Annotated in this window: 17 protein-coding genes; 12 read left to right on the top strand and 5 right to left on the bottom strand. The window is 63.6% G+C overall.

Translation table 11 applies throughout. The annotated features are described in order from the left end of the window. Window positions 1–52: 52 nt before the first annotated feature. Together ACMUVN_RS12495 and ACMUVN_RS12490 are read right to left on the bottom strand one after the other, a co-directional pair. Window positions 53–955 carry a sugar phosphate isomerase/epimerase family protein gene (locus ACMUVN_RS12495; protein WP_047613133.1) on the bottom strand — a complete coding sequence of 301 codons (903 nt, stop codon included), beginning with the start codon at window positions 953–955 and terminating at the stop codon, window positions 53–55. 11 nt (window positions 956–966) lie between these two features. Beyond that, window positions 967–2,001, bottom strand: a complete 1,035-nt coding sequence (locus ACMUVN_RS12490) for a Gfo/Idh/MocA family protein (protein WP_097594786.1) — start codon at window positions 1,999–2,001, stop codon at window positions 967–969. Between the two features lie 238 nt (window positions 2,002–2,239). On the opposite strand from ACMUVN_RS12490, the gene ACMUVN_RS12485 reads away from it, so the two are divergent. Next, window positions 2,240–3,283, top strand: coding sequence for a substrate-binding domain-containing protein (locus ACMUVN_RS12485; protein WP_097594787.1), 1,044 nt, complete (start codon window positions 2,240–2,242; stop codon window positions 3,281–3,283). Between the two features lie 63 nt (window positions 3,284–3,346). On the opposite strand, the gene ACMUVN_RS12480 is transcribed toward ACMUVN_RS12485, so the two are convergent. Beyond that, the gene (locus ACMUVN_RS12480; RefSeq protein WP_097594788.1) at window positions 3,347–4,681 is read right to left on the bottom strand and encodes an LLM class flavin-dependent oxidoreductase; all 1,335 of its coding nucleotides are present in this window, start codon (window positions 4,679–4,681) and stop codon (window positions 3,347–3,349) included. Between the two features lie 323 nt (window positions 4,682–5,004). Between ACMUVN_RS12480 and ACMUVN_RS12475 the strand changes: the two genes are divergently transcribed. Further along, complete coding sequence (locus ACMUVN_RS12475; protein WP_097594789.1) at window positions 5,005–6,222, top strand: SfnB family sulfur acquisition oxidoreductase; 1,218 nt, start codon at window positions 5,005–5,007, stop codon at window positions 6,220–6,222. A gap of 81 nt (window positions 6,223–6,303) precedes the next feature. On the opposite strand, the gene ACMUVN_RS12470 is transcribed toward ACMUVN_RS12475, so the two are convergent. Both ACMUVN_RS12470 and ACMUVN_RS12465 read right to left on the bottom strand, forming a co-directional pair. Beyond that, a complete protein-coding gene (locus ACMUVN_RS12470; RefSeq protein ID WP_097594790.1) occupies window positions 6,304–7,512 on the bottom strand; it encodes an acyl-CoA dehydrogenase family protein in 1,209 nt (402 codons plus the stop codon). A gap of 76 nt (window positions 7,513–7,588) precedes the next feature. Then, complete coding sequence (locus tag ACMUVN_RS12465; RefSeq protein WP_063476107.1) at window positions 7,589–8,635, bottom strand: substrate-binding domain-containing protein; 1,047 nt, start codon at window positions 8,633–8,635, stop codon at window positions 7,589–7,591. Window positions 8,636–8,868: 233 nt separating this feature from the next. On the opposite strand from ACMUVN_RS12465, the gene ACMUVN_RS12460 reads away from it, so the two are divergent. From ACMUVN_RS12460 to ACMUVN_RS12415, 10 genes are all read left to right on the top strand, one after another. Beyond that, window positions 8,869–10,353 (top strand): sugar ABC transporter ATP-binding protein, encoded by a 1,485-nt coding sequence (locus ACMUVN_RS12460; protein WP_097594791.1) that lies wholly within the window; start codon window positions 8,869–8,871, stop codon window positions 10,351–10,353. Continuing rightward, window positions 10,350–11,411: an ABC transporter permease gene (locus ACMUVN_RS12455; protein ID WP_097594792.1), complete on the top strand. Its 1,062-nt coding sequence runs from the start codon at window positions 10,350–10,352 to the stop codon at window positions 11,409–11,411. The genes ACMUVN_RS12460 and ACMUVN_RS12455 overlap by 4 nt, the downstream gene beginning before the upstream one ends. 17 nt (window positions 11,412–11,428) lie before the next feature. After that, the gene (locus tag ACMUVN_RS12450) at window positions 11,429–12,826 is read left to right on the top strand and encodes an LLM class flavin-dependent oxidoreductase (protein ID WP_097594793.1); all 1,398 of its coding nucleotides are present in this window, start codon (window positions 11,429–11,431) and stop codon (window positions 12,824–12,826) included. A gap of 123 nt (window positions 12,827–12,949) precedes the next feature. Continuing rightward, entirely contained in the window at window positions 12,950–14,560 is a 1,611-nt protein-coding gene (locus tag ACMUVN_RS12445) for an ABC transporter substrate-binding protein (RefSeq protein ID WP_097622795.1), read from the top strand. A gap of 40 nt (window positions 14,561–14,600) precedes the next feature. After that, window positions 14,601–15,590: an ABC transporter permease gene (locus tag ACMUVN_RS12440; RefSeq protein WP_097622794.1), complete on the top strand. Its 990-nt coding sequence runs from the start codon at window positions 14,601–14,603 to the stop codon at window positions 15,588–15,590. Further along, window positions 15,587–16,420: an ABC transporter permease gene (locus ACMUVN_RS12435; protein WP_097622793.1), complete on the top strand. Its 834-nt coding sequence runs from the start codon at window positions 15,587–15,589 to the stop codon at window positions 16,418–16,420. Before ACMUVN_RS12440 ends, ACMUVN_RS12435 begins: the two co-directional genes overlap by 4 nt. Continuing rightward, window positions 16,417–17,205, top strand: a complete 789-nt coding sequence (locus ACMUVN_RS12430) for an ABC transporter ATP-binding protein (protein WP_097622792.1) — start codon at window positions 16,417–16,419, stop codon at window positions 17,203–17,205. The genes ACMUVN_RS12435 and ACMUVN_RS12430 overlap by 4 nt, the downstream gene beginning before the upstream one ends. After that, window positions 17,202–17,984 carry an ABC transporter ATP-binding protein gene (locus ACMUVN_RS12425; protein WP_414815146.1) on the top strand — a complete coding sequence of 261 codons (783 nt, stop codon included), beginning with the start codon at window positions 17,202–17,204 and terminating at the stop codon, window positions 17,982–17,984. Before ACMUVN_RS12430 ends, ACMUVN_RS12425 begins: the two co-directional genes overlap by 4 nt. Window positions 17,985–17,995: 11 nt before the next feature. Then, the gene (locus tag ACMUVN_RS12420) at window positions 17,996–19,090 is read left to right on the top strand and encodes a pyridoxal-phosphate-dependent aminotransferase family protein (RefSeq protein ID WP_097630948.1); all 1,095 of its coding nucleotides are present in this window, start codon (window positions 17,996–17,998) and stop codon (window positions 19,088–19,090) included. A 165-nt stretch (window positions 19,091–19,255) separates the two neighbouring features. After that, entirely contained in the window at window positions 19,256–20,119 is an 864-nt protein-coding gene (locus ACMUVN_RS12415) for a glycerophosphodiester phosphodiesterase (RefSeq protein ID WP_179867839.1), read from the top strand. The last annotated feature ends 61 nt before the right edge of the window (window positions 20,120–20,180 follow it).

Genomic DNA, 20,180 nt, shown 5'->3' with positions numbered 1-20,180 from the left:
CTTTGTGGTTATCCCCGTGTCCGGCAATTCCTCCTTGCCGGAAACGATGTCATCAGGCCGGATCGACGACGAATTCGCCGCCCCGGGCATGCTTGAGGTGGTTGAGCGCATAGACCTGGCCGGTCATTTCAAGCGCGTCGCGATAGACCGGGTCGTGCCAGCCCTCGATGTCGATCGAGCCCGACCAGCCGGCCAGGCGCAGCTCGGAAATGATATCGGTCCAGTTGCTGTCGCCGAAGCCCGGCGTGCGCATGAAGACGAACTTCTCTTTGCCGAAGATGCCGTGTTCCTTGATGACCTCCCAGCGGATGGTCGCGTCCTTGCCGTGGACATGGAAGAACTTGTGCGCCCATTTGCGGATCTGCGGCAAGGGGTCGATCAGATAGACCATCTGATGGCACGGTTCCCATTCCAGGCCGATATTATCATCAGGCGTCTCGTTGAAGATCAGTTCCCACGCATCGGGATTGTGGGCGATGTTCCAGTCGCCGGTCGCCCAATTGCCGTCCATGGCGCAGTTTTCGAAGGCGATCTTGATGCCCTTGTCGGCGGCGCGCTTGGCAAGCTCGCTCCAGATCTGCTTGTAGCGCGGCAGGCTGTCGGTCAGCGGTTTGCCGCGGATGCGGCCGGTGAAGCCGGCAACGCAGGTGGCGCCGAAGTGATGGGCATTGTCGATGCAATCCTTCCAGCCCTGCAGCGTTTCGAGGTCGATTTCGGTTTCCTCAAGCGGATTGCCGAACATGCCGAGCGTCGAGATGGTGATGTCGCGGTCGCCGATCGCATCGAGGCAACGCTTGCCGAGTTCGGCAAGGTCCTGGCCCTTGGTCGTTTGCCAGAAGAAGGGTTCGAAGCTTTCGAAGCCCATATCGGCGATATCGCCGATGCGGCTTGCGGCATCGCCCTTGTTGCCGCTGACCATGGTGCCGATGCGAATGGATTTTGCAGGGTTGCTCACGTCATGTCATCCTATGCTGAAATTTCGACGCGCTTGCCGGTCTTGGCGCTTTCGATTGCGCCGAAGACCATGGCAAGGCTTCTGATATTGTCGGAATTGACCGTCTCGGGCTGCTTGCCGGTGCTGATCGCCGCGATGAAATCGGCGATGACGCTGGCGTGGCCATGGGTTTCTTCATCGTGTTCCGGACCGGGAACGTTTACGGCTGCAAAGCCATGCAGAAGGCCGGGCTCTTCGCCGGCAACGGCCGCCTTGAAATTCTCTTCGCCATCCCAGGTGAGCATTCCCTTCGAGCCGACGAGGCGCCACTGGCTTTCCCAGCTGGTTCGCTCGCCCTCGGCGCACCAGGAGCCGCGATAGGTGAAGACGATGTCATCGGAAAATTCGAAAATGGCGTTGGCCGAGGCGCCGTGCCGATACCACGAACCCTTTGGATTGCGCTCGACGCAATAGACGGCGAGCGGCTTCCTATCGGCGACGTAGCGCGCCGCATCGAAAGTGTGGATCGCCATGTCGAGAAGCAGGACGTTGTCCATCTCTTCGCGAAAGCCGCCGAAATGCGGCGCGATGAAGAAGTCGCAATGGATGCCGGTAAGGTCGCCGATCGCGCCGCTGTCGACGAAACGGCGAAGACGCCGGACCCCCGATATGAAGCGGCGGTTCTGGATGACAGCGTGGATGCGCCCGGTCTCGGCGGCAAGATCGATCAGCGCAGCGCCCTCGGCAAGCGAAGCGGCCATCGGCTTTTCGCTGAGCACATGGCAGCCGGCCTTCAGCGCCGTCGAGACGACGTCGTATCGAGCCGACGGAATGACGATGTCGAAGACCAGATCGGCCTTGGTGGCGGCGATGACGTCAGCCAGGTCCGAACCGATGACGGCGTCCTCGAGGCCGAACTCCGCGGCAAGCGTTTCCGCCGTCTTCCGGTTCAGGTCGACGAGGCCGACAATGGTGATGGCATCGGCCAGCAGAGGGTTGGAAGCGATCGCACGCAACCAACCTTTGGACATAGCTCCGCACCCGCACAGAATGGCACTGAATTTCACGATTTCCTCCGAGGGAATGGCGCCAACTCCTAGTGACACGCACTCCGTAAACGTTTACGACTGTATGCGGAAACTTTTTGCCGTGTCAATAGAGGTCAGATGCCAAATTGATCCGGATGATTTTAGGCCGGGTCGGCCTAAAATCTGAATCCTGATCTAAACCAAAGAAACAGAGCATGATGTCGTCCGAAAACCGCGCACACTTTTCGGCATCATGCTCTAGGGAAAATCGCCACCGATGAAGGGGATTCGCCAGCTCGCCGACCACCTGGATATTTCGATCGGCACGGTCTCGCGCGCCCTGAACGGCAAGCCCGATGTCAACGAGGAAACCCGCCGGCGCGTGCTGGCTGCGGCCGAGGAACTCGGCTATGTCGCCAACCAGTCTGGGCGGAGCCTGCGTCAGGGAGAGACGAAGGTCATCGGGTTGATGATCGAATCCAGCAAGGAGACGGTCGAGAATGCCGACAACTTCTTCCTTGGCGTCACCAGCGGCCTGCAGAGCGTCTTTGCCCGCCATAAGCTCGACCTCGTGATGTTGCCCTGCCCGAGCGACGAGGACCCGCACGAATATCTGAAGCGGATGGTGGCACGGCACATCGTCGATGCGATGATCATCGCGGACACGCAGCGCGTCGACCGGCGCATCGACTTTCTGTCGCGGGCGAAGATCCCCTTCGTGGCGCTCGGCCGCAGCCTTTCGGCCGGCGATTTTCCATGGATCGATCTCGATTTCGAGGGCGTGGCCGACCATGCCGTCGAGCGGCTGGTCGCGCTGGGGCATCGTCGGATCGCGATCACCGCGCCGTCGAGCGAAGCCAATCTCGGTTATCTCTTTGTCGAAAGTTATCGCCGCGCACTCGAACGACACGGTATCGCATTCAACCCGGCACTCGTCATCCGCGTCAAGTCGAGCGAACGGGGTGGTTACCAGGCGGCCCATGAACTGCTGCTGCTCGAAGAACGGCCGACGGCGGTGATCCTGATCTATGAGCTGATGGCGATCGGCCTTTACCGCCGCCTGATGGAATCAGGTGTCATGCCCGGCCGCGATCTTGCGGTGATCGGCTTCCGCGACGCTCCTCGTGCACGGTTCTTGCAGCCGTCGCTCAGCTGCTTCCGTATCTCGCTCTACGATCTCGGCGTCGCGCTCGGCCGAATGCTTCTCGCCAACATGCAGGCCTATAGGGAATTCTATCCGAACGAGAGCCGCAACATCGTCTGGCCTCTCGAACTGATAATGGGTGAGAGCGATGCGTTTCAGGTCGGGGTCATGGCCTGAGCGCTATCGGCTCGCTTCCGGAAAGCGGAAGCGAGGTTCGTCCATTCCAGCGGCGGCGACGCCTCATGTGCCAGCAGGGAAGAACCGGTTTTCCGGCCGCGGCAATCCGAGATGTTCGCGCAGTGTCGTGCCTTCGTATTCGCTGCGGAACAGACCGCGGCGCTGCAGCTCGGGAACCAGCCGTTCGGTGACGTCGAGGAGACCCTGCGGCAGATAGGGGAAGACGACGTTGAAGCCGTCCGAACCTTGCTCGTCGAGCCAGCGTTCCATCTCGTCGGCGATACTGGCCGGGGTGCCGACGAAGGCAAGGCCGGCATAGCCTCCATAGCGCTGCGCCAGCTGACGCACGGTCAGATTTTCCTCCGCCGCAAGCTTCAGCACCTGAGCGCGGCCGGTCTTGCTGGCATTGGTGTCGGGAATATCGGCCGGCAGCGGCGCATCGGGATCGAAGCCCGAAGCGTCGTGACCGAGCGCGATCGAAAGCGAGGCGATGGCGCTGTAGTAATGCACCAGACTGTCGAGCGTGGCGCGTTTGGCGCGCGCCTCCTCGATGCTGTCGCCGACGATGACGAAGGCGGCGGGCAGGATCTTCAGATGGTCGCGCTTGCGGCCGATGGCTTCCATGCGGGTCTTGATGTCGGCATAGAGCGCCTTGCCGGCGGCAAGATCGCGCGGCGAACAGAAGACCATCTCGGCGGTCTCGGCGGCAAGCTGGCGGCCGGGATCGGACTGGCCGGCCTGGACGATGACGGGCCAGCCCTGCGGCGGCCGGGCGATATTGAGCGGCCCGCGGACGCTGAGTTCCTCGCCTTTGTGGGCGAGCACATGCATCTTTTCCGGATCGAAGAACTGGCCGCTCTCCCGGTCGCGGATGAAGGCATCGTCGGCGAAACTGTCCCACAGCCCGGTCACGACATCGTAGAATTCCCGCGCACGGTGATAACGTTCGCCATGCTCCACATGTTCGTCCAGGCCGAAATTGAGCGCGGCGTCGGGGTTGGACGTCGTGACGATATTCCAGCCGGCGCGGCCGCCACTGATATGGTCGAGCGAGGCGAAGCGACGAGCGATGTGATAGGGCTCGTCGAAAGTGGTGGAAGCGGTGGCGACGAGGCCGATACGCTCCGTCACCGCCGCCAGCGCCGATAGCAGCGTGAAGGGCTCGAAGGAGGTCACGGTGTGGCTGCGCCTCAGCGCCTCCACAGGCATGTTGAGCACGGCAAGGTGATCGGCCATGAAGAAGGCGTCGAATTTCGCCCGTTCCAGCGCCTGCGCGAAGGACTTCAGATGGGCGAAATTGAAATTGGCGTCGGGATAGGAACCGGGATAGCGCCACGCGCCGGTATGCAGGCTGACGGGACGCATGAAGGCGCCGAGGCGCAACTGCCGTGGGGTCATGACTTTCCTCATGGATCGGGCAAGGCGGTCGCCTGCCCCGCATTGGGCGTTCTTTCTGCAACCGTCGCGGCGACGCAGCGGGATATCGGTTACGTAGGAAGTCGCCGAAATCAAATCGAGACCGGAAGCGGCAATTCCGGGTGGGAATTTTATCGCTTGCCAAGCTACCTGGCCCGCGCCGGTGCAGAACGCAAACCCTAATCGCGGCGGTTGGAGACTGATAAGCAAACACTTTTCATTTTCGATGGCTTCTATAGAATTTGTGCTCTTATCTCGACGCTCGATTTCTTTCACCGATAGGCTCGTCAGAATTGGAGACATCGATGAACACAGTGCTGAGGTCAACAGATCAGATCCGGCCCGTGGCCGCCCGTATCGGCAGCGACGAGGAAGCGATCGCCACCGCCCGCAGACTGGCGGCCCAATTTGCCGCGCGCGCCGCCGAGCGCGATGCCGGCCGGATCCTGCCGTTTACCGAACTCGATCTTCTCGCCCAGTCCGGTCTGCTCGCGATCACCGTGCCTGCGCAATATGGCGGGCTCGACGTCTCCAACGCAGTGCTTGCCGAGATCACTGCGATCCTGTCGGAGGCGGATGGTTCGATCGGCCAGATCCCGCAGAACCATTTCTATATTCTTGAGGCGCTTAGAACCGATGGCGGCGAGGAGCAGCAGCGTTATTTCTTCGGCCGTGTGCTGGCCGGCGATCGTTTCGGCAATGCGCTTTCCGAGCGCGGCACCAAGACGGTCGGCCATTACAACACGCGCATCACCCGCGATGGTCCGGGCTACCGGATCAACGGCCGCAAATTCTATTCGACCGGCGTTCTCTTCGCCGACTGGGTCACCGTCTTCGCGCTCGATCCGGAGGATCGGCTGACAATGGCCTTCGTGCCGAAGGGCACCGAAGGCGTCGAGATCGTCGACGACTGGGACGGCTTCGGCCAGCGCACCACCGGCAGCGGCACGACGATCCTCGACAATGTCTATGTCAGCGCCGATTCCGTGGTCTTCCATCACAAGGGTTTCGAGCGGCCGACGACGATCGGTTCCGTCGGCCAGATCATCCATGCCGGTGTCGATCTCGGGATCGCGCGGGCGGCCTTTGCCGAAACGCTTGATTTCGTCAGGACGAAATCCCGCCCGTGGATGGATAGCGGCCTCGATCGCGCTTCCGACGACCCGCTGACGATCGCCAAGGTCGGCCAGATCGCCATCCGGCTGGAAGCCGCAACCGCTCTTGTCGAGCGCGCTGGCCACAAGGTCGATGCCGCGCAGGTCGAGACGACCGAGGAAAAGGTGGTTGAGGCCACACTTGCGGTTGCCGCCGCCAAGGTGCTGACAACAGAGGTGGCGATCGAGGCGGCGAATACGCTCTTCGAGCTTGCCGGAACCTCGTCGGTACAAACAGGTCTCAATCTCGACCGCCATTGGCGGAATGCCCGCACCCATACGCTGCACGATCCCGTGCGCTGGAAATACCATGTCGTCGGCAACTACCATCTGAACGGCGTGACGCCGCCGAAGAACGGTGCGCTCTGAAGCCTTCGTCGCTTTCAAACGAAAACCCCACCGCCGCTGCCGGCAGTGGGGTTTTTCATTGTCGATGAAGCCGTGGCCGCCTCAGCTATAGAGGCTGACCTCCGGTATCCGGTCGTTCAGCACGAATTCACCGACTTCTTTCGCCTTGTAGAAGACCGGGTCGTGCAGCGTGTGGGTACGGACATTGCGCCAGAACCGGTCGAAACGGTATTTGTCTGCCGTCGAGCGGGCGCCGGTCAGCTCGAAGACGCGCGAGGTGATGTCGAGCGCGACATGGGTGGCGTGCACCTTGGCGGTATAAGCTTCCGCCGCCGCCTCGCCGCGCTCGCGCGCCGTCACGTCGCTGCCACGGGCAAGACCCGCCTGCACGGCTGACGCTGCATGGTCGGCAAGGGCTGCCGAGGCCTTCAGCGCCGCGGTGAATTCGCCGACGCGTTCGAGGATATAGGGATCGTCGGCCGCCCGCTCGACGCCTGACGTGATCCACGGCCGGGTGGTGGTTCTGACGTAATCGACGGCCGCCTGCAGCGCGCCTTCGGCGGTGCCGAGATAAAAGTTGACGAAGACCAGCTGGATGAACGGCGTGTTGAAGGTCGACAATACAGGCGGCGCTGCGTCGGGGGCAGCCGGCGCACCGACGAAATCCTCCTCGTAGACCGGGAAGTCGCGGAACTCGACGCTGCCGCTGTCGGACAGGCGCTGGCCGATATTGTCCCAGTCGTCATTGGCGACATAGCCGGGGCGATTGGTCGGCACGGCGAAGCCGGCGATCTTGTCGTCGAGCGTGGCATTGGCGTTGATGTAGTCGGAGACCCGTGCCGCCGTGGAGAAGGATTTGCGTCCGTTCAGCACATAGCCGTTGCCACGACGAGTCAGCACCAGCCCGGGATCGCGCGGATTGACCGCCGCACCCCAATAGAGGTTCCTGGCGACGGTATCGCTGCCCAGCGCATGGGCACGGGCGGCATCGAGGGCCCAATAGATATACTGGCTGTTGACATAGTGGTAGCCGAGCAGCTGACCGATCGAGCTTTCGCCGCGGGCGAGAATGCGCACCAGCCTCAGTCCATCGACCCAGTCGAGGCCGCCGCCACCGATTTGGGTGGGATGCAACGCATTGAGCAGCCCGGCATTTTTCAACTTGATGATCTCGGCGAGCGGGGGACGGCCTTCGCGGTCGAGGTCTGCGGCGCGCCGGGAAAGATCGGCAGAGATATCCTCCGCACGGGCAAAGAGGTCTGCTCGGGTTGGGTTGCGGCTGGCCGCGAAGACGACATTGGACTGGCTCATGGGCGAAACTCCAATTCTCCAAAAGATGATCCGGCGGGAGCTTGAGGCTCCCGCCGGAAGGATCAGCGTGACCTCCTCAGAAAAGCTTGTCCGGAATCCAGCTCGCGGTTGCCGCATCGCTCGTGCTGAAGGCCGGAATCTTCGCAGCCAGTTCCTCGATCGTCTTGACGCCGGCCGCCCGCAGGCTCTCCTGCGTCAGAAGCGTCGGCTTCACGGTAATCTGATGGGGAACCGTCTGACCGGCGATCTCGAGGGCAGCGGCACGGATGGAGACGGCGCCGACGACGGCCGGATTGGTCGCGACGGTCGCAACCCAGGGGCTGCCTTCCTCGGTGATTTCCTGGATATCGGCGGTCGAGACGTCGGCCGAATAGATCTTCAGCTTAGCTGAAATGCCGAGATCGTTGGCGGCGAGCTTCACACCGCGGGCGAATTCATCATAGGGGGCAAAAACGACCGATATATCGGGATTGGCGGTGAGCGCGGCCTTCGCCTGGTCGGCGGTCGAGGTCGCCGTCGTGTCGCTGACATTGCCGAAACGGGCCTTTTCGACCACGCCCTTATTCTCCGACTTGAACTTGTCCCAGACCTCGTTGCGGCGGTCGAGCGGCGCAAAACCCGCGACATAGACATAACCGGCGTTGAAGTCTTTGCCGTTGTCCTTCACCACCTGTTCGAGCGCCAGCGAGGCGAGCTCGTGATCGCTCTGCTCCACCTGCGGGATCTTGGGGTTGTTGAGGTTGACGTCGAAAGCCACGACCTTGATGCCCTTGTCGAGCGCCTGCTGCACGACGTCGCCGAGCGATTCCGGAAGGCCGTGGTCGATGACGATGCCGGAGACGCCGAGATTGATCGCCTGCAGAATCTGCTCGCGCTGCTCGGCGGCGTCCTGCCGTCCGGGGAAGACGCGCAGGTCGATATCCAGCGCCTTGGCCTGGGCTTCCGCACCGGCCTGGTAGGCCTGGAAGAAATCGCCGGCCGAGATGTAGCTGATCAGAGCCACCTTGACCCCGCCCTTATCAAAGGGGGCCGGAGCGCCGGACAGGCCGTCGGCTTTTGCGCCTTGAATGAAAATGAACGGAATGACGGCGGCAGACAGTGCGAGCCGTGCGAGGGATTTCATCGTCGCGTTCCTTCTAGCAATCGGAAGCGTCGTCTGACGGGTTGGGAGCCCCGCGACGCATCGGATTATTTAGATATAATCTCTATGTTTTTAGTAGAGTAAATGATCCGATTTTCCGGGCTGCGGGAGATTCTTTGTTTCCCGGGGACAGTTTGTGAGGGAAAGGCGTGCCTGGAGTTCGACCACCCGGACGGGGCACACTCCTGATACAAATGCAGTCCCGGACATGATCGATGCCGCTTCTTCACATTGAAAATATCACCCGCAGTTTCGGGTCGACGCGGGCGCTTGCCGGTGCTGAACTGTCGCTGGAGCGCGGTGAGATCGTGGCGCTGATGGGTGCCAACGGTGCGGGCAAATCGACGCTGGTAAAGATCCTCTCCGGCGTCCTTCCGGCCGATGGCGGCACGGTCAGCTTCAATGGCCGCCCCTTTGCGCCGCGCAGCCCGGCCGACGCGGCAAAGGCCGGTGTCGTCACGGTGCATCAATCGACGGATCTCGTCGGCGCGGCTGGCCTGAGCGTTGCCGATGCCCTGCTGCTCAACCGGTTCGCCGATCGGAGCGCGCCCTTCTTCGTCTCGCGCGCCGGCATCCGCCGCGCCGCGCAGGCAATGCTCGATGCCGCCGGCTTCAGCCTGCCGATCGATCGTGATTTCGGCGACCTCGGCAGCGCCGACCGGCAACTGGTGGCGATCGCCCGGGCGCTTGCCAACCGCGCCGATCTGCTCATCCTCGACGAGCCGACGGCGAGCCTTTCCGGAGAGGAAAGCCGCCGCCTCTTCGATATTCTTCTCAGCCTGCGCAAGCGCGGCCTGGCGATCCTTTATATCTCGCACCGCACCGCCGATCTCGAAGCCATCGCCGACCGTGCGCTCGTCATGCGCGGCGGTCGCGTCGTCGGCACCTTCTCGCGGCCGATCGATTTTTCGAGCGCCATCGAGACGATGATCGGCCGCCGACTGGATGCGGCCCGGCCGGATGCGCGGCCTGCGACCGGTCCGGCGATTTTCGAGATGCGCGACATCAGCCTGCTCCCCGAAGCTGAGCCCTTCGATCTGTCCTTGCATGAGGGCGAGGTGGTGGCGATTACCGGCGTGCTCGGCGCCGGCAAGAGCCGGTTGCTCCAGGCGATCTTCGGCGTGACGGCGCTTGAGCGCGGCGCGATGTTCCTCGACGGCCGGCCTTACCGGCCGAAAAGCCCGGCCGAAGCGATCGCCGCCGGTGTGGCGATGGCGGCCGAAGACCGGCACCGTTCATCGCTGATGCCGCCGGCGTGGCCCGGCCATTCGCTGTCGGCGACGATCAGCCTGCCGCATCTTGGCAAATGGTATCCGCGCGGTTTCCTGGTCGGTGGCCGTGAACGACGCGAGGCCGAGCAGGCGATCGTCCGTCTCGGCATCAAGGCCGCCGGTCCCCTCGCCTCGATCTGGTCGCTCTCCGGCGGCAACCAGCAGAAGGCGGTGATCGCCCGCTGGGAGGCTGAACCGAGCCGGCTGCTACTGCTCGACGAACCCTTCCAGGGTGTCGACGTCGGCGCCCGTCATGACATCATCCGGGCAATCCGCGCCCGCACCGACCGGGCGACGCTGATCGCGACCTCCGACCCGGAGGAGGCCTATGAAGTGGCCGACCGCATCCTCGTCATCGACCGCCACGTGTTGAGGCCCGCGGCACACGGGGCCGCTTTTGCCTCCGTAATCCAGGGAATATCCGCATGACGACGATCGACGACGACACTCTTCCGCAGGCAAGCGCCCGGCCGAAGGCATCACCGCAAGCCGATAATGGTCGTCTTGCCGCCTTCGGGGCGTTCCTCCGGGCGGGTGCGGTGTTCATCCTGCTTACGGCTCTCGTCATCGGCTTCACCATCGCCGAGCCCGCCTTCATCAATATCGCCAATCTGATGAGTATTCTGCAGGCAGTGTCCGTCGTCGCCATTCTCGGCGCCGGCGTCACCGTGACGCTTGCTGTCGGCGGTTTCGACCTGTCGATCGGCGCGGTCGCCGCATCGAGCGTGATGGCGGCGAGTTATGCGATGATCGTCTGGCACCTCGATGCCTATGTGACGGTGCCGCTGGTGCTCGCCTTCGGCGCCCTGATCGGTCTCGTCAACGCCTTCCTGATCGTGCGCCTGAAGGTGCCGGATCTCCTGGCGACGCTGGCGATGATGTTCCTGCTTTCCGGTCTGCAACTGATCCCGACCGCCGGCCGGTCGATTTCGGCGGGCCTCACCCTGCCCGACGGTTCGAAGGCGACCGGCGCCTACGACCCGGCCTTTCTTCTGATCGGCCGCTACAGCATCCTCGGCACCCTGCCGGTTGCCGTGGTACTGATGGCGGTGGTCGCCGTCGCGCTTTTCATTCTCACCGAACGCACCCGCATCGGCCGGCTGCTGTTTGCGACCGGTGGCAACGAGGTCGCGACCCGGCTTGCCGGCGCGTCCACAGTCCGGCTGAAGACGCTCGCCTATGTGATTTCGGGCACGCTGGCAGCGCTGGGCGGCATCGTCATCGCCGCCCGCGTCGGGCGTGGCGATGTCTCCTCCGGCGGCTCGTTGCTGATGGATTCGGTCGCCGCCGCGCTGATCGGTTTTGCCGTCCTCAATCTCAGGCGTCCAAACGTGCTCGGCACCATTGCCGGCGCCGTCTTCGTCGGGGTGCTGCTGAACGGTCTCACCATGCTGAACGCCCCTTATTACACCCAGGATTTCGTCAAGGGCGCCGTGCTCGTCGGCGCCTTGGCGCTGACCTACGGCCTTGGCCGCAGCAATCCCTAATTCCAAGGAAGAAAGACATGACCCGCGAAATCAGGCTCAACGCCTTCGACATGAATTGCGTCGGACACCAGTCGCCGGGGCTCTGGCGCCATCCGCGCGACAAGTCCTGGACCTACAAGGATCTCGACTACTGGGTGCATCTGGCCAAGACGCTGGAACGCGGCAAGTTCGACGGGCTGTTCATCGCCGACGTGCTCGGAGTCTATGATGTGCTGAACGGCAATGTCGATGCCGCCCTGCGCCATTCGGCGCAGGTGCCGGTCAACGACCCGCTACAGCTGATCCCCACCATGTCCTACGCGACCGAACATCTCGGCTTCGGCCTGACGGCGTCGCTCTCCTTCGAGCACCCCTACACCTTCGCCCGCCGCATCTCGACGCTCGACCACCTGACCAAGGGGCGCGTCGGCTGGAATATCGTCACCTCCTACCTCAACAGCGGCGCGCTCAATATCGGCCAGCCGGCGCAGACGAAGCACGATGACCGCTACGATCTTGCCGAGGAATATCTGGAAGTCTGCTACAAGCTCTGGGAGGGAAGCTGGGAGGATGGCGCTGTCGTGCGCGACCGCGAAACCGGCATCTTCACCCATCCGGACAAGGTCCACCCGATCCGCCATTCCGGCAGGCATTTCAACGTGCCCGGCATTCACTTGAGCGAACCCTCGCCACAGCGCACACCGGTGCTCTACCAGGCCGGCGCCTCCAGCCGCGGCAAGGATTTCGCCGGCGCCCATGCCGAATGCATCTTCGTCGCTTCACCGTCGAAGGCGGTGCTGAAGCGCTATGTCGCCAATGTCCGCGAGGCGGCCGAACGCGTCGGCCGCAACCCGCGCGAAATCCTTGCTTTCAACCTGCAGACCGTGATCCTCGGTGAAACGGATGCGGAGGCACAGCGGAAATTCAACGAATACCGCAAATATGCCTCCTTCGAGGGCGCGCTAACGCTAATCTCCGGCTGGACCGGCATCGATTTCGGCCAGTTCGGGCCGGACGAAGTGTTGCGGCACCGCCATACCAATGCGGTGCAATCGGCTGTCGAGACCTTCACCACCATCGATCCCACCAAGGAATGGACGGTGCGCGAAATGGCCGATTGGGTCGGCGTCGGCGGTTTCGGCCCGGTCTTCGTCGGCTCGCCGCAGACGGTTGCCGATCTGATGCAGGAATGGGTCGAGGACACCGATGTCGACGGCTTCAACCTCGCCTATGCCGTGACACCCGAGAGTTTCGAGGATGCCGTCGATCTGCTGGTGCCGGAACTGCAAAAGCGCGGCGTCTACAAGACCGACTATGCCAAGGGAACGCTGCGGGAAAAACTCGGGGGAGCGGGGCCGCGGCTCGTTGCGCCGCATCCCGGGGCTGCCTATCGCAATCTCTTCGGCGAGCCCACCCGCGTCGCCGCCAGTGGCTGAGTGAATAATGGCGGGGTGACAAAAAATGTCTCGCGGTGTCCGAGGTTTAGAATTTAACCTCTATGACAATCGGCGTTTCACCCTGAATATGGGCGCTTGAAATTCGATCGATCAGGAGGGGTCATGACCGTACCATCTATCTCGCGGCGCACACTGATGAAGGGCACCGCCCTGCTCCTCGCTTCGACGACGCTCGCTCGCCAGGCGCTGGCGCAGGCGGCGCCTGCCGGTGGCCGGCTGATCGTTGCGGCCGATTCCGAACCGAAGAACCTCAATCCGGCGATCGTCGCCTCCAACGGCGTCTTCTTCGTTGCGAGCAAGGTGATCGAGCCGCTTGCCGAAGCCTCGTTCGACGGCAAGGACGGGCTTGCGCCGCGTCTCGCCACCTCCTGGGAGGGGTCGGCCGACGGCCTCTCCGTCACCTTCAAGCTGCGCGACGGCGTGACCTGGCACGACGGCAAGCCGTTCACCTCGGTCGATGTCGCCTTCTCGGCGCTCAACATCTGGAAGCCGCTGCAGAATCTCGGCCGCCTGGTCTTCGCCAATCTCGAAGCCGTCGATACGCCCGATGACTACACCGCCATCTTCCGCTTCTCCAAGCCGACGCCGTTCCAGCTCATCCGCAACGCCCTGCCTGTCGTCACCAGCGTCGTCGCCAAACACATCTTCGACGGTACCGATATTGCCACCAATCCGGCTAACACCACGCTTGTCGGTACCGGGCCGTTCAAGTTCGCCGAACACAAATCCGGCGAATATTACCGGCTGGTGCGCAATGAGAGTTACTGGGACAAGGAGCAGCCGAAACTCGACGAGATCGTCTTCCGCGTGCTGCCCGATCGCGAGGCTGCGGGTGCCGCACTCGAGGCTGACGAAATCCAGCTTGCCGCCTTTTCGGCGGTGCCGCTTGCCGATCTCGACCGCATCTCCAAGGTCGAGGGCATCAAGGTGATCTCCAAAGGCTACGAGGCTTTGACCTACCAGCTCGTCGTCGAGATCAATCACCGCCGCAAGGAACTGGCCGATCTCCGGGTCCGTCAGGCGATCGCCCAGGCGATCGACAAGAAATTCGTGGTCGACACCATCTTCCTCGGTTACGCCGCCGCTGCGACCGGCCCGGTGCCGAAGAATGCGCCGGAATTCTATACATCCGATGTCGCGACCTATGCGTTCGACCCCGCCGCCGCCAACGATATTCTCGACAAGGCGGGTTACAAACAAGGGCCTGATGGTAACCGTTTCTCGCTGAAGCTGCGCCCCGCACCCTATTTCAACGAGACCCGCCAGTTCGGCGATTACCTTCGCCAAGCGCTCGCCGTCATCGGCATCGATGCCGAGATCGTTAATGCCGATGCGGCCGCGCACCAGAAGGCTGTTTATACCGACCACGACTTCGACCTTGCCGTCGGCCCGCCGGTCTTCCGCGGCGATCCGGCGATCTCCACCACGATTCTCGTTCAGTCCGGGACGCCAGCCGGCGTGCCCTTCTCCAACCAGGGCGGCTACGTCAATCCGGAGCTCGACAAGATCATCAAACAGGCCTCCGAGACGGTCGACACGGCGGCGCGCACGGATCTCTACCGCAAGTTTCAGCAGCTCGTCGTCGCCGATCTGCCGCTGATCAACGTGGTGGAATGGGGGTTCATCACCGTCGCGCGCGACACCGTGCTCAATGTTGCGGACAATCCGCGCTGGGCGGTCTCGAACTGGGGCGATACCGCGCTGCAATCGTGATAGGATCGGCAGCAATTCTCTTCCAGAGGCCCTGTCCGGCGTGAAACGAGCCATCATCCTCCTGAGGCGCAGGGCAATCAGCAGCATTCCGGTGCTGCTGATCGTGGTGATCTTCACCTTTTTCCTGCTCGAATCCGCCTCGGGCGATGCCGTCGACGCCTATCTCGGTTCGATCGGCGGCGGCGATGCCGCACTGAGGCAGTCGCTGCGCGAGAGCTACGGCCTCGACCAGTCGATGTTTGCGCGCCTCTGGCTCTACCTTTCCTCGCTGGCGCGGTTCGATCTCGGCTGGTCGGTCGCCTTCAACCGGCCAGTCGGCGTGCTCATCACAGAGCGCCTGCCCAATACGCTGCTGCTGATGGGCAGCGCGACGGCACTCTCCTTTGGTATCGGCTCGGCGCTCGGCATCCTTGCCGGGGCGCGGCCGGGTAGCGTGCGAGATCGGATGCTGTCGATCGGCTCACTGATCGTCTATGCCATTCCGAGTTTCTGGCTCGGCCTGGTTCTCAGTATCGTTTTCTCGGTGAAGCTGCGTTGGTTTCCGATCGCCGGCGTGGAAACAATCGCTTCCGGCAAGACGGGATTTGCCCGCGCGCTCGACATTGCTGATCATTTGGTTCTGCCGGTGGGCGCGCTCGCGCTGATCTATCTCGCCTTGTTCCTGCGGGTGATGCGCAGCGGTATGGCCGAGGCCTGGAAGCTCGATTTCGTGCTCTTCGCCCGCGCCAAGGGCCTGTCGCGCGGCCGTATCGTGCTGCGTCACGTGGCGCGCAATGCGCTGCTGCCGCTCGTCACCATGCTCGGGCTGCAATCGGCGGCCATGCTCGGCGGCAGCGTGGTGATCGAGAGTGTCTTTGCGATCCCCGGTTTCGGCCGGCTGGCGCAGGAGGCGGTCAACGGCCGCGACGCGCCGCTGTTGATGGGCATCGTCGTCACCAGTGCCGTCCTCGTCATATCGGTCAATTTCCTCGTCGATCTCGTCTATGCCGCGCTCGATCCGCGCATCGGCGCATCGGAGGGCGGCGTATGAACTGGCTGCGGCGCCTGCTGCGCACACCGGAAGGTGCGGCCGGACTGGCGATCCTTCTCATCCTGCTTTTGGCCGGGCTGCTCGCTCCCGTCGTTTCGCCGGGCGATCCGCTGAGGATCGCCGGCCGCGCGTTGCTAGCGCCGTTCACCGATCCGGCTTTTCCGCTCGGCACCGACCGTCTCGGTCGCGACGTCCTGGCGGGGCTGCTCTATGGCGCGCGGACGTCGCTTGCCGTCGGCCTGGCGGCGGCGTTTTCAGCCATGGTGCTGGGGCTCTGTGTCGGCATGGTAGCCGGTTTTGCCGGCGGGCTCATTGACGAGGCGCTGATGCGGGTGGTCGACGCCTTCCAGATCGTGCCGGCTTTTCTCCTCGCCCTTGCCTTCGTCAGCACCATCGGGGTGTCGACGCCCATTATCGTCCTTGCCATCGCACTCGGGACGTGGGCCGATCCGGCACGGCTGACGCGAGCGCAGGTGCTTGCGATCCGCGAGCAGGATTATGTCGCCTCGGCAAGGGTGATCGGCATGCATCCGGCCGAAATCGCCTTTCGGGAAATCCTGCCGAACGCGCTGCCGCCGGTGCTGGCGCTTTCCGCCACCATCGTCGCCGGTGCTGTTCTCACCGAGGCAGCGCTGTCCTTCCTTGGCCTCGGCAATCCCAATATCGCCACCTGGGGTTCGATGATTGCCGAGGGCCGCAGCGTACTGCGTTCGGCATCCTATCTCTCGATCATACCGGGCGCTGCCCTCGCCGTGACCGTGCTCGGCGTCCATCTCTTTAGCGAGGGTCTCGGCCAGGCGCTCGGCGATAATGACGTGGGGGCGGCATGAGCGGTATTTTCTGCAGCCTGCGACAGCTTTCGGTCACCTATGGGCGCGGTGTCGCGGCCGCGCTCGACGGTATCGATCTCGATATCGTCGCCGGCGAAAGACTGGCAATCATCGGCGAAAGCGGCTCCGGCAAGAGCACACTCGCCCGCGCGCTAGCCGGCCTGCTGCCGGAGGGTGCGAGGGTCGGCGGCGAGATGCTCTGGCCCGGACTAGGCCATGCGCCCCGCCCGGGACGCGATTTCGGTGTCGTCTTCCAGGATCCCGGCTCCAGTCTCAATCCCGTGCTGACGATCGGAGAGCAGGTCGCCGAGGGCGCCAGGCGCCATCTCGGTCTCAGCTGGAAACAAGCCTATGTCAGAGCTGAGGAATTGCTCGGACGGGTGCGGATACCGCAGCCTGAAAAGACCATGCGGGCCTTTCCGCATCAGCTTTCCGGCGGCCAGCGCCAGCGCGTGGCGATCGCCGCAGCCATCGCTGCGAGGCCTGCGCTGCTGATCGCCGACGAGGCGACCAGCGCGCTCGACGTGGTCGTCCAGGCCGAGATTGTCCGTCTGCTCGACGGGTTGGTGCGCGAGGACGGCATGACGCTGCTGTTCATCACCCACGACATCGCGCTTGCCTCCGGTTTCGTCGACCGCATCGCCGTCTTCCGCAATGCGAGGCTGGTCGAGGCTGGCCCCGTCCGTTCCGTGCTTTCGGCGCCGAAAAGCGACTACACCGCCGCCCTGATCGCCAGCCATCGCGACCTCGCGACGCCGCCGCTGATCACGGAGGTGCAGCCATGAACGATGTGCTGCTTTCCGTCGAAAACCTGTCGAAAGGGTTTTCTTCCGGCGCGCGCCAGGTTGCCGCCCTCGACAATGTGTCGCTGACGATCGCGCCTGGGGAAACGCTCGGTCTCGTCGGGGCCTCCGGCAGTGGGAAATCGACGCTGTCGCGCATCCTGCTGCGGCTTCTCAGCGCCGATGCCGGGTCGATCCGCTTCGAGGGGGTGGATTGGCTTGCCCTGAACGGTGCGTCGTTGCGCCGCCGGCGGGCGCGCATGCAGATTGTGTTCCAGGACCCGCTCGCAGTCTTCAATCCGCTGGCGAGCGTTGGCGCCGTGCTCGACGATCCGCTTCGCATCCACGGCGTCGTCGCGAAAGACCGGCGCCCCGGCGAGATCGCCATGCTTCTCGAGCGTGTCGGCCTGCCCGCCGACTATGCCGGCCGGCCGATCCGCGCGCTGTCCGGTGGCCAGCGGCAGCGCGTGGCGATCGCCCGGGCGATTGCGGCACGGCCCTCGCTGCTGGTGCTGGACGAAGCCGTATCGGCCCTCGACGTCACCGTGCGCGGCAGGATCCTGGAACTTCTGGTCGATCTGCAGAAAGAACAGGGCATTGCCTGTCTGTTCATTTCACACGATCTTGCCGTGGTCCGCGCCGTTTCCCACCGCATCGCCGTCATGGATGGCGGGCGGATCGTCGAGACCGGTCCGGCCGCGGCGCTCGTTGCCGCGCCGCAATCCGATGCCGCTCGCGCGCTCGTTGCCGCCGTGCCCCGTCTCGCGACCGATCCCTGCTGAAGGAAGTATCCATGTCCGATCTTGGTTGGAATCCCCTGCATGGCGTACCCTCCTATCCCGCGGAACGCTACGCAGCCCTTGCCGACAGGATCGGCCGCCTATTGCGCAGCCGTGGCGACATATTGCTTGTGCAGGCAGAGGCAGTGGTGGCGCTGGAGGCGGCAGCGGTCAGCCTTGCGCGCCCCGGCCTTGCCGCACTCAACATCGTCACCAGCCTCTATGGCGGTTGGTTCGGGCAATGGCTGCGGCGGGGCGGTGCAACGGTCGCCGATATCGTCGCCGAACCAGGCCTGCCGATCGAGATCGATGCCGTCGCCAAAGCACTCGACGCCGGTTCTCGCATCGATGTGCTCGCTCTGGTTCATGCCGAATCCGCCAGCGGCATTCTCAATCCCCTGCCCGAGATACTGGCGCTTGCGCGTGATCACGGCATCGTCACCGTCGTCGATGCGGTCGCCTCGGTCGGCGGTCACGAATTCGATGTCGACGATCTCGGCATCGACATCGCGGTGATCGGCCCGCAGAAGGCACTCGGCGGTCCGGCTGGTGTCTCCGCGCTCTCGGTCAGCCGCCGTGCCTGGGATTTCATTCTCCGAGATGGCGCACCGCGCGATTCGATCTTGTCTTTGGCGGACATGAAGAGCTGGGTCGATAGCGGCCGGTTCGGCCTGCCGGGAACGCCGGCGCCGCTGGAATTCTTCGCGCTGGAAACGTCGCTCGACCGCATCGAAGCCGAAGGCCTGGAGAATGTGGTCGCCCGCCATGCGCTTGCCGCATCGGCAACACGGGCGGGGCTTGCGGCACTCGGAACTCCGGTCTGGGTGCCGGCAGCAAAGGCGTCGAACCTGGTGACGGCGGTGCCGGTGCCGGAGGCGCTGGCACCTGCCGTGCTGATCACTGCCGCCGGACGACTGGGGGTCGAGCTGACCGAAGGTGTCGGAACCGCGCCGGCCCGTCTCGTGCGGCTGAACCACACAGGTCCGCGCGCCACATTCCAGACGGTGCTGTCGAATGTCGTGGCCTATGGCGCGGCCCTCAGGCAGGCCGGTCATCTCGCGGATATATCAGCCGCTTCGGAGGCGATTTCGTCGGCCTATAGCCGCTGAGAGATGTTCCCGGAACCGGGACGGCATGTCGATGACCACAAGGCCGCCGCCCGGCTTACGCTTGGCCCGGCAAAAACCCTCCGGCATCCCGATAAAGCCGTATTCAGTCCTTGATAATCGTCGCTCGCCAAGGCAGGAGAGAGGCATCGTGGAGACTTGGTGCAGATGACGAGATTGCTGGATGCGCAGGGCCTGGAGATTTCGCATGAGGGGCACCGCACCCGCCTGAAATGGCATAGGTTGCGCAAACGGTTTGCCGATCCGCTGTTCTCAGCCGAGGTTATGGCGGAAGGATTTGCCGCCGGCGCTTCGATGGAGCTCGATCTGCGCGTGCGCGCCGATAGCGGTTTCGTCGTGCTGCACGACGAGGACCTCGAAGGCGAAACGACCGGGCATGGACCGATCGCCGAAAAAAGCCTTGGTGACCTCGGCGATATCAGGATGCAGGAGGGCGACCGGCCGCTGATCCTCAGCGAAGATCTCGCTGCCATGCTGCAATCCGCCCATCCGGCCGCGCTGCTGCAATTCGACATGAAGGACGACTACGAGGCGATCGGCGCCAGGGGCATTGAGCATCTTGCCGCGCATTTCCGCCATATCGCCGCCTCGGTGATCGTTAGCGGCGGCAGTCTCGATCTCATCGTCGCGGTCAAGGAGAAGCTTCCGCATCTGCTGCGCGGGATCGACCCCACCGACAAGCTCTACGATATCAGCAAGGCTCGCGGCTGGAAGGCTGTCGAGGCGGAATTGCGCGCCGACCTGCGCGGCCCGACCGAACCGGACACGATTTATTTGCAGTGGTCACTGATCCTGGACGCCGCCAGGGACGGTCTCGACATGATCGCGCTCTGCCAGGATCAAGGCAAACGCGTCGATGCCTGGACCTTCACCCTGAAGGATCCGGAGGCTGGTTTCAGCGAAGAGGAATGGTTGAATTTCTCGGCGCTGATGGCCCTGAAGCCGGATCAGATCACCACCGACGAGGCACCGGCGACCGAACGCGCCTGGCGCCGCCGCATGGCAGTCTAACGACAAGCATCGGAGTATCATTTCGAAAGGTGTGAGCCGCTGTCGGGACTCTATTTCTCGG

Source organism: Rhizobium sp. IY2 (genome assembly GCF_047532935.1).
In the GTDB taxonomy this organism is placed as follows: domain Bacteria; phylum Pseudomonadota; class Alphaproteobacteria; order Rhizobiales; family Rhizobiaceae; genus Rhizobium; species Rhizobium anhuiense.
Note: the sequence above shows the minus strand (reverse complement) of the source record. Positions and strands in the feature narration are given on the sequence as shown.

What these genes read in the sequence shown, in the direction of transcription:
- ACMUVN_RS12455 (WP_097594792.1), top strand. Translation starts at nt 10,350, where the DNA reads ATGACGACGATCGACGACGACACTCTTCCGCAGGCAAGCGCCCGGCCG.
- ACMUVN_RS12430 (WP_097622792.1), top strand. Translation starts at nt 16,417, where the DNA reads ATGAGCGGTATTTTCTGCAGCCTGCGACAGCTTTCGGTCACCTATGGG.
- ACMUVN_RS12435 (WP_097622793.1), top strand. Translation starts at nt 15,587, where the DNA reads ATGAACTGGCTGCGGCGCCTGCTGCGCACACCGGAAGGTGCGGCCGGA.
- ACMUVN_RS12470 (WP_097594790.1), bottom strand. Translation starts at nt 7,512, where the DNA reads ATGAGCCAGTCCAATGTCGTCTTCGCGGCCAGCCGCAACCCAACCCGA.
- ACMUVN_RS12465 (WP_063476107.1), bottom strand. Translation starts at nt 8,635, where the DNA reads ATGAAATCCCTCGCACGGCTCGCACTGTCTGCCGCCGTCATTCCGTTC.
- ACMUVN_RS12475 (WP_097594789.1), top strand. Translation starts at nt 5,005, where the DNA reads ATGAACACAGTGCTGAGGTCAACAGATCAGATCCGGCCCGTGGCCGCC.
- ACMUVN_RS12480 (WP_097594788.1), bottom strand. Translation starts at nt 4,681, where the DNA reads ATGACCCCACGGCAGTTGCGCCTCGGCGCCTTCATGCGTCCCGTCAGC.
- ACMUVN_RS12460 (WP_097594791.1), top strand. Translation starts at nt 8,869, where the DNA reads ATGCCGCTTCTTCACATTGAAAATATCACCCGCAGTTTCGGGTCGACG.
- ACMUVN_RS12425 (WP_414815146.1), top strand. Translation starts at nt 17,202, where the DNA reads ATGAACGATGTGCTGCTTTCCGTCGAAAACCTGTCGAAAGGGTTTTCT.
- ACMUVN_RS12445 (WP_097622795.1), top strand. Translation starts at nt 12,950, where the DNA reads ATGACCGTACCATCTATCTCGCGGCGCACACTGATGAAGGGCACCGCC.
- ACMUVN_RS12485 (WP_097594787.1), top strand. Translation starts at nt 2,240, where the DNA reads ATGAAGGGGATTCGCCAGCTCGCCGACCACCTGGATATTTCGATCGGC.
- ACMUVN_RS12420 (WP_097630948.1), top strand. Translation starts at nt 17,996, where the DNA reads ATGTCCGATCTTGGTTGGAATCCCCTGCATGGCGTACCCTCCTATCCC.
- ACMUVN_RS12450 (WP_097594793.1), top strand. Translation starts at nt 11,429, where the DNA reads ATGACCCGCGAAATCAGGCTCAACGCCTTCGACATGAATTGCGTCGGA.
- ACMUVN_RS12415 (WP_179867839.1), top strand. Translation starts at nt 19,256, where the DNA reads ATGACGAGATTGCTGGATGCGCAGGGCCTGGAGATTTCGCATGAGGGG.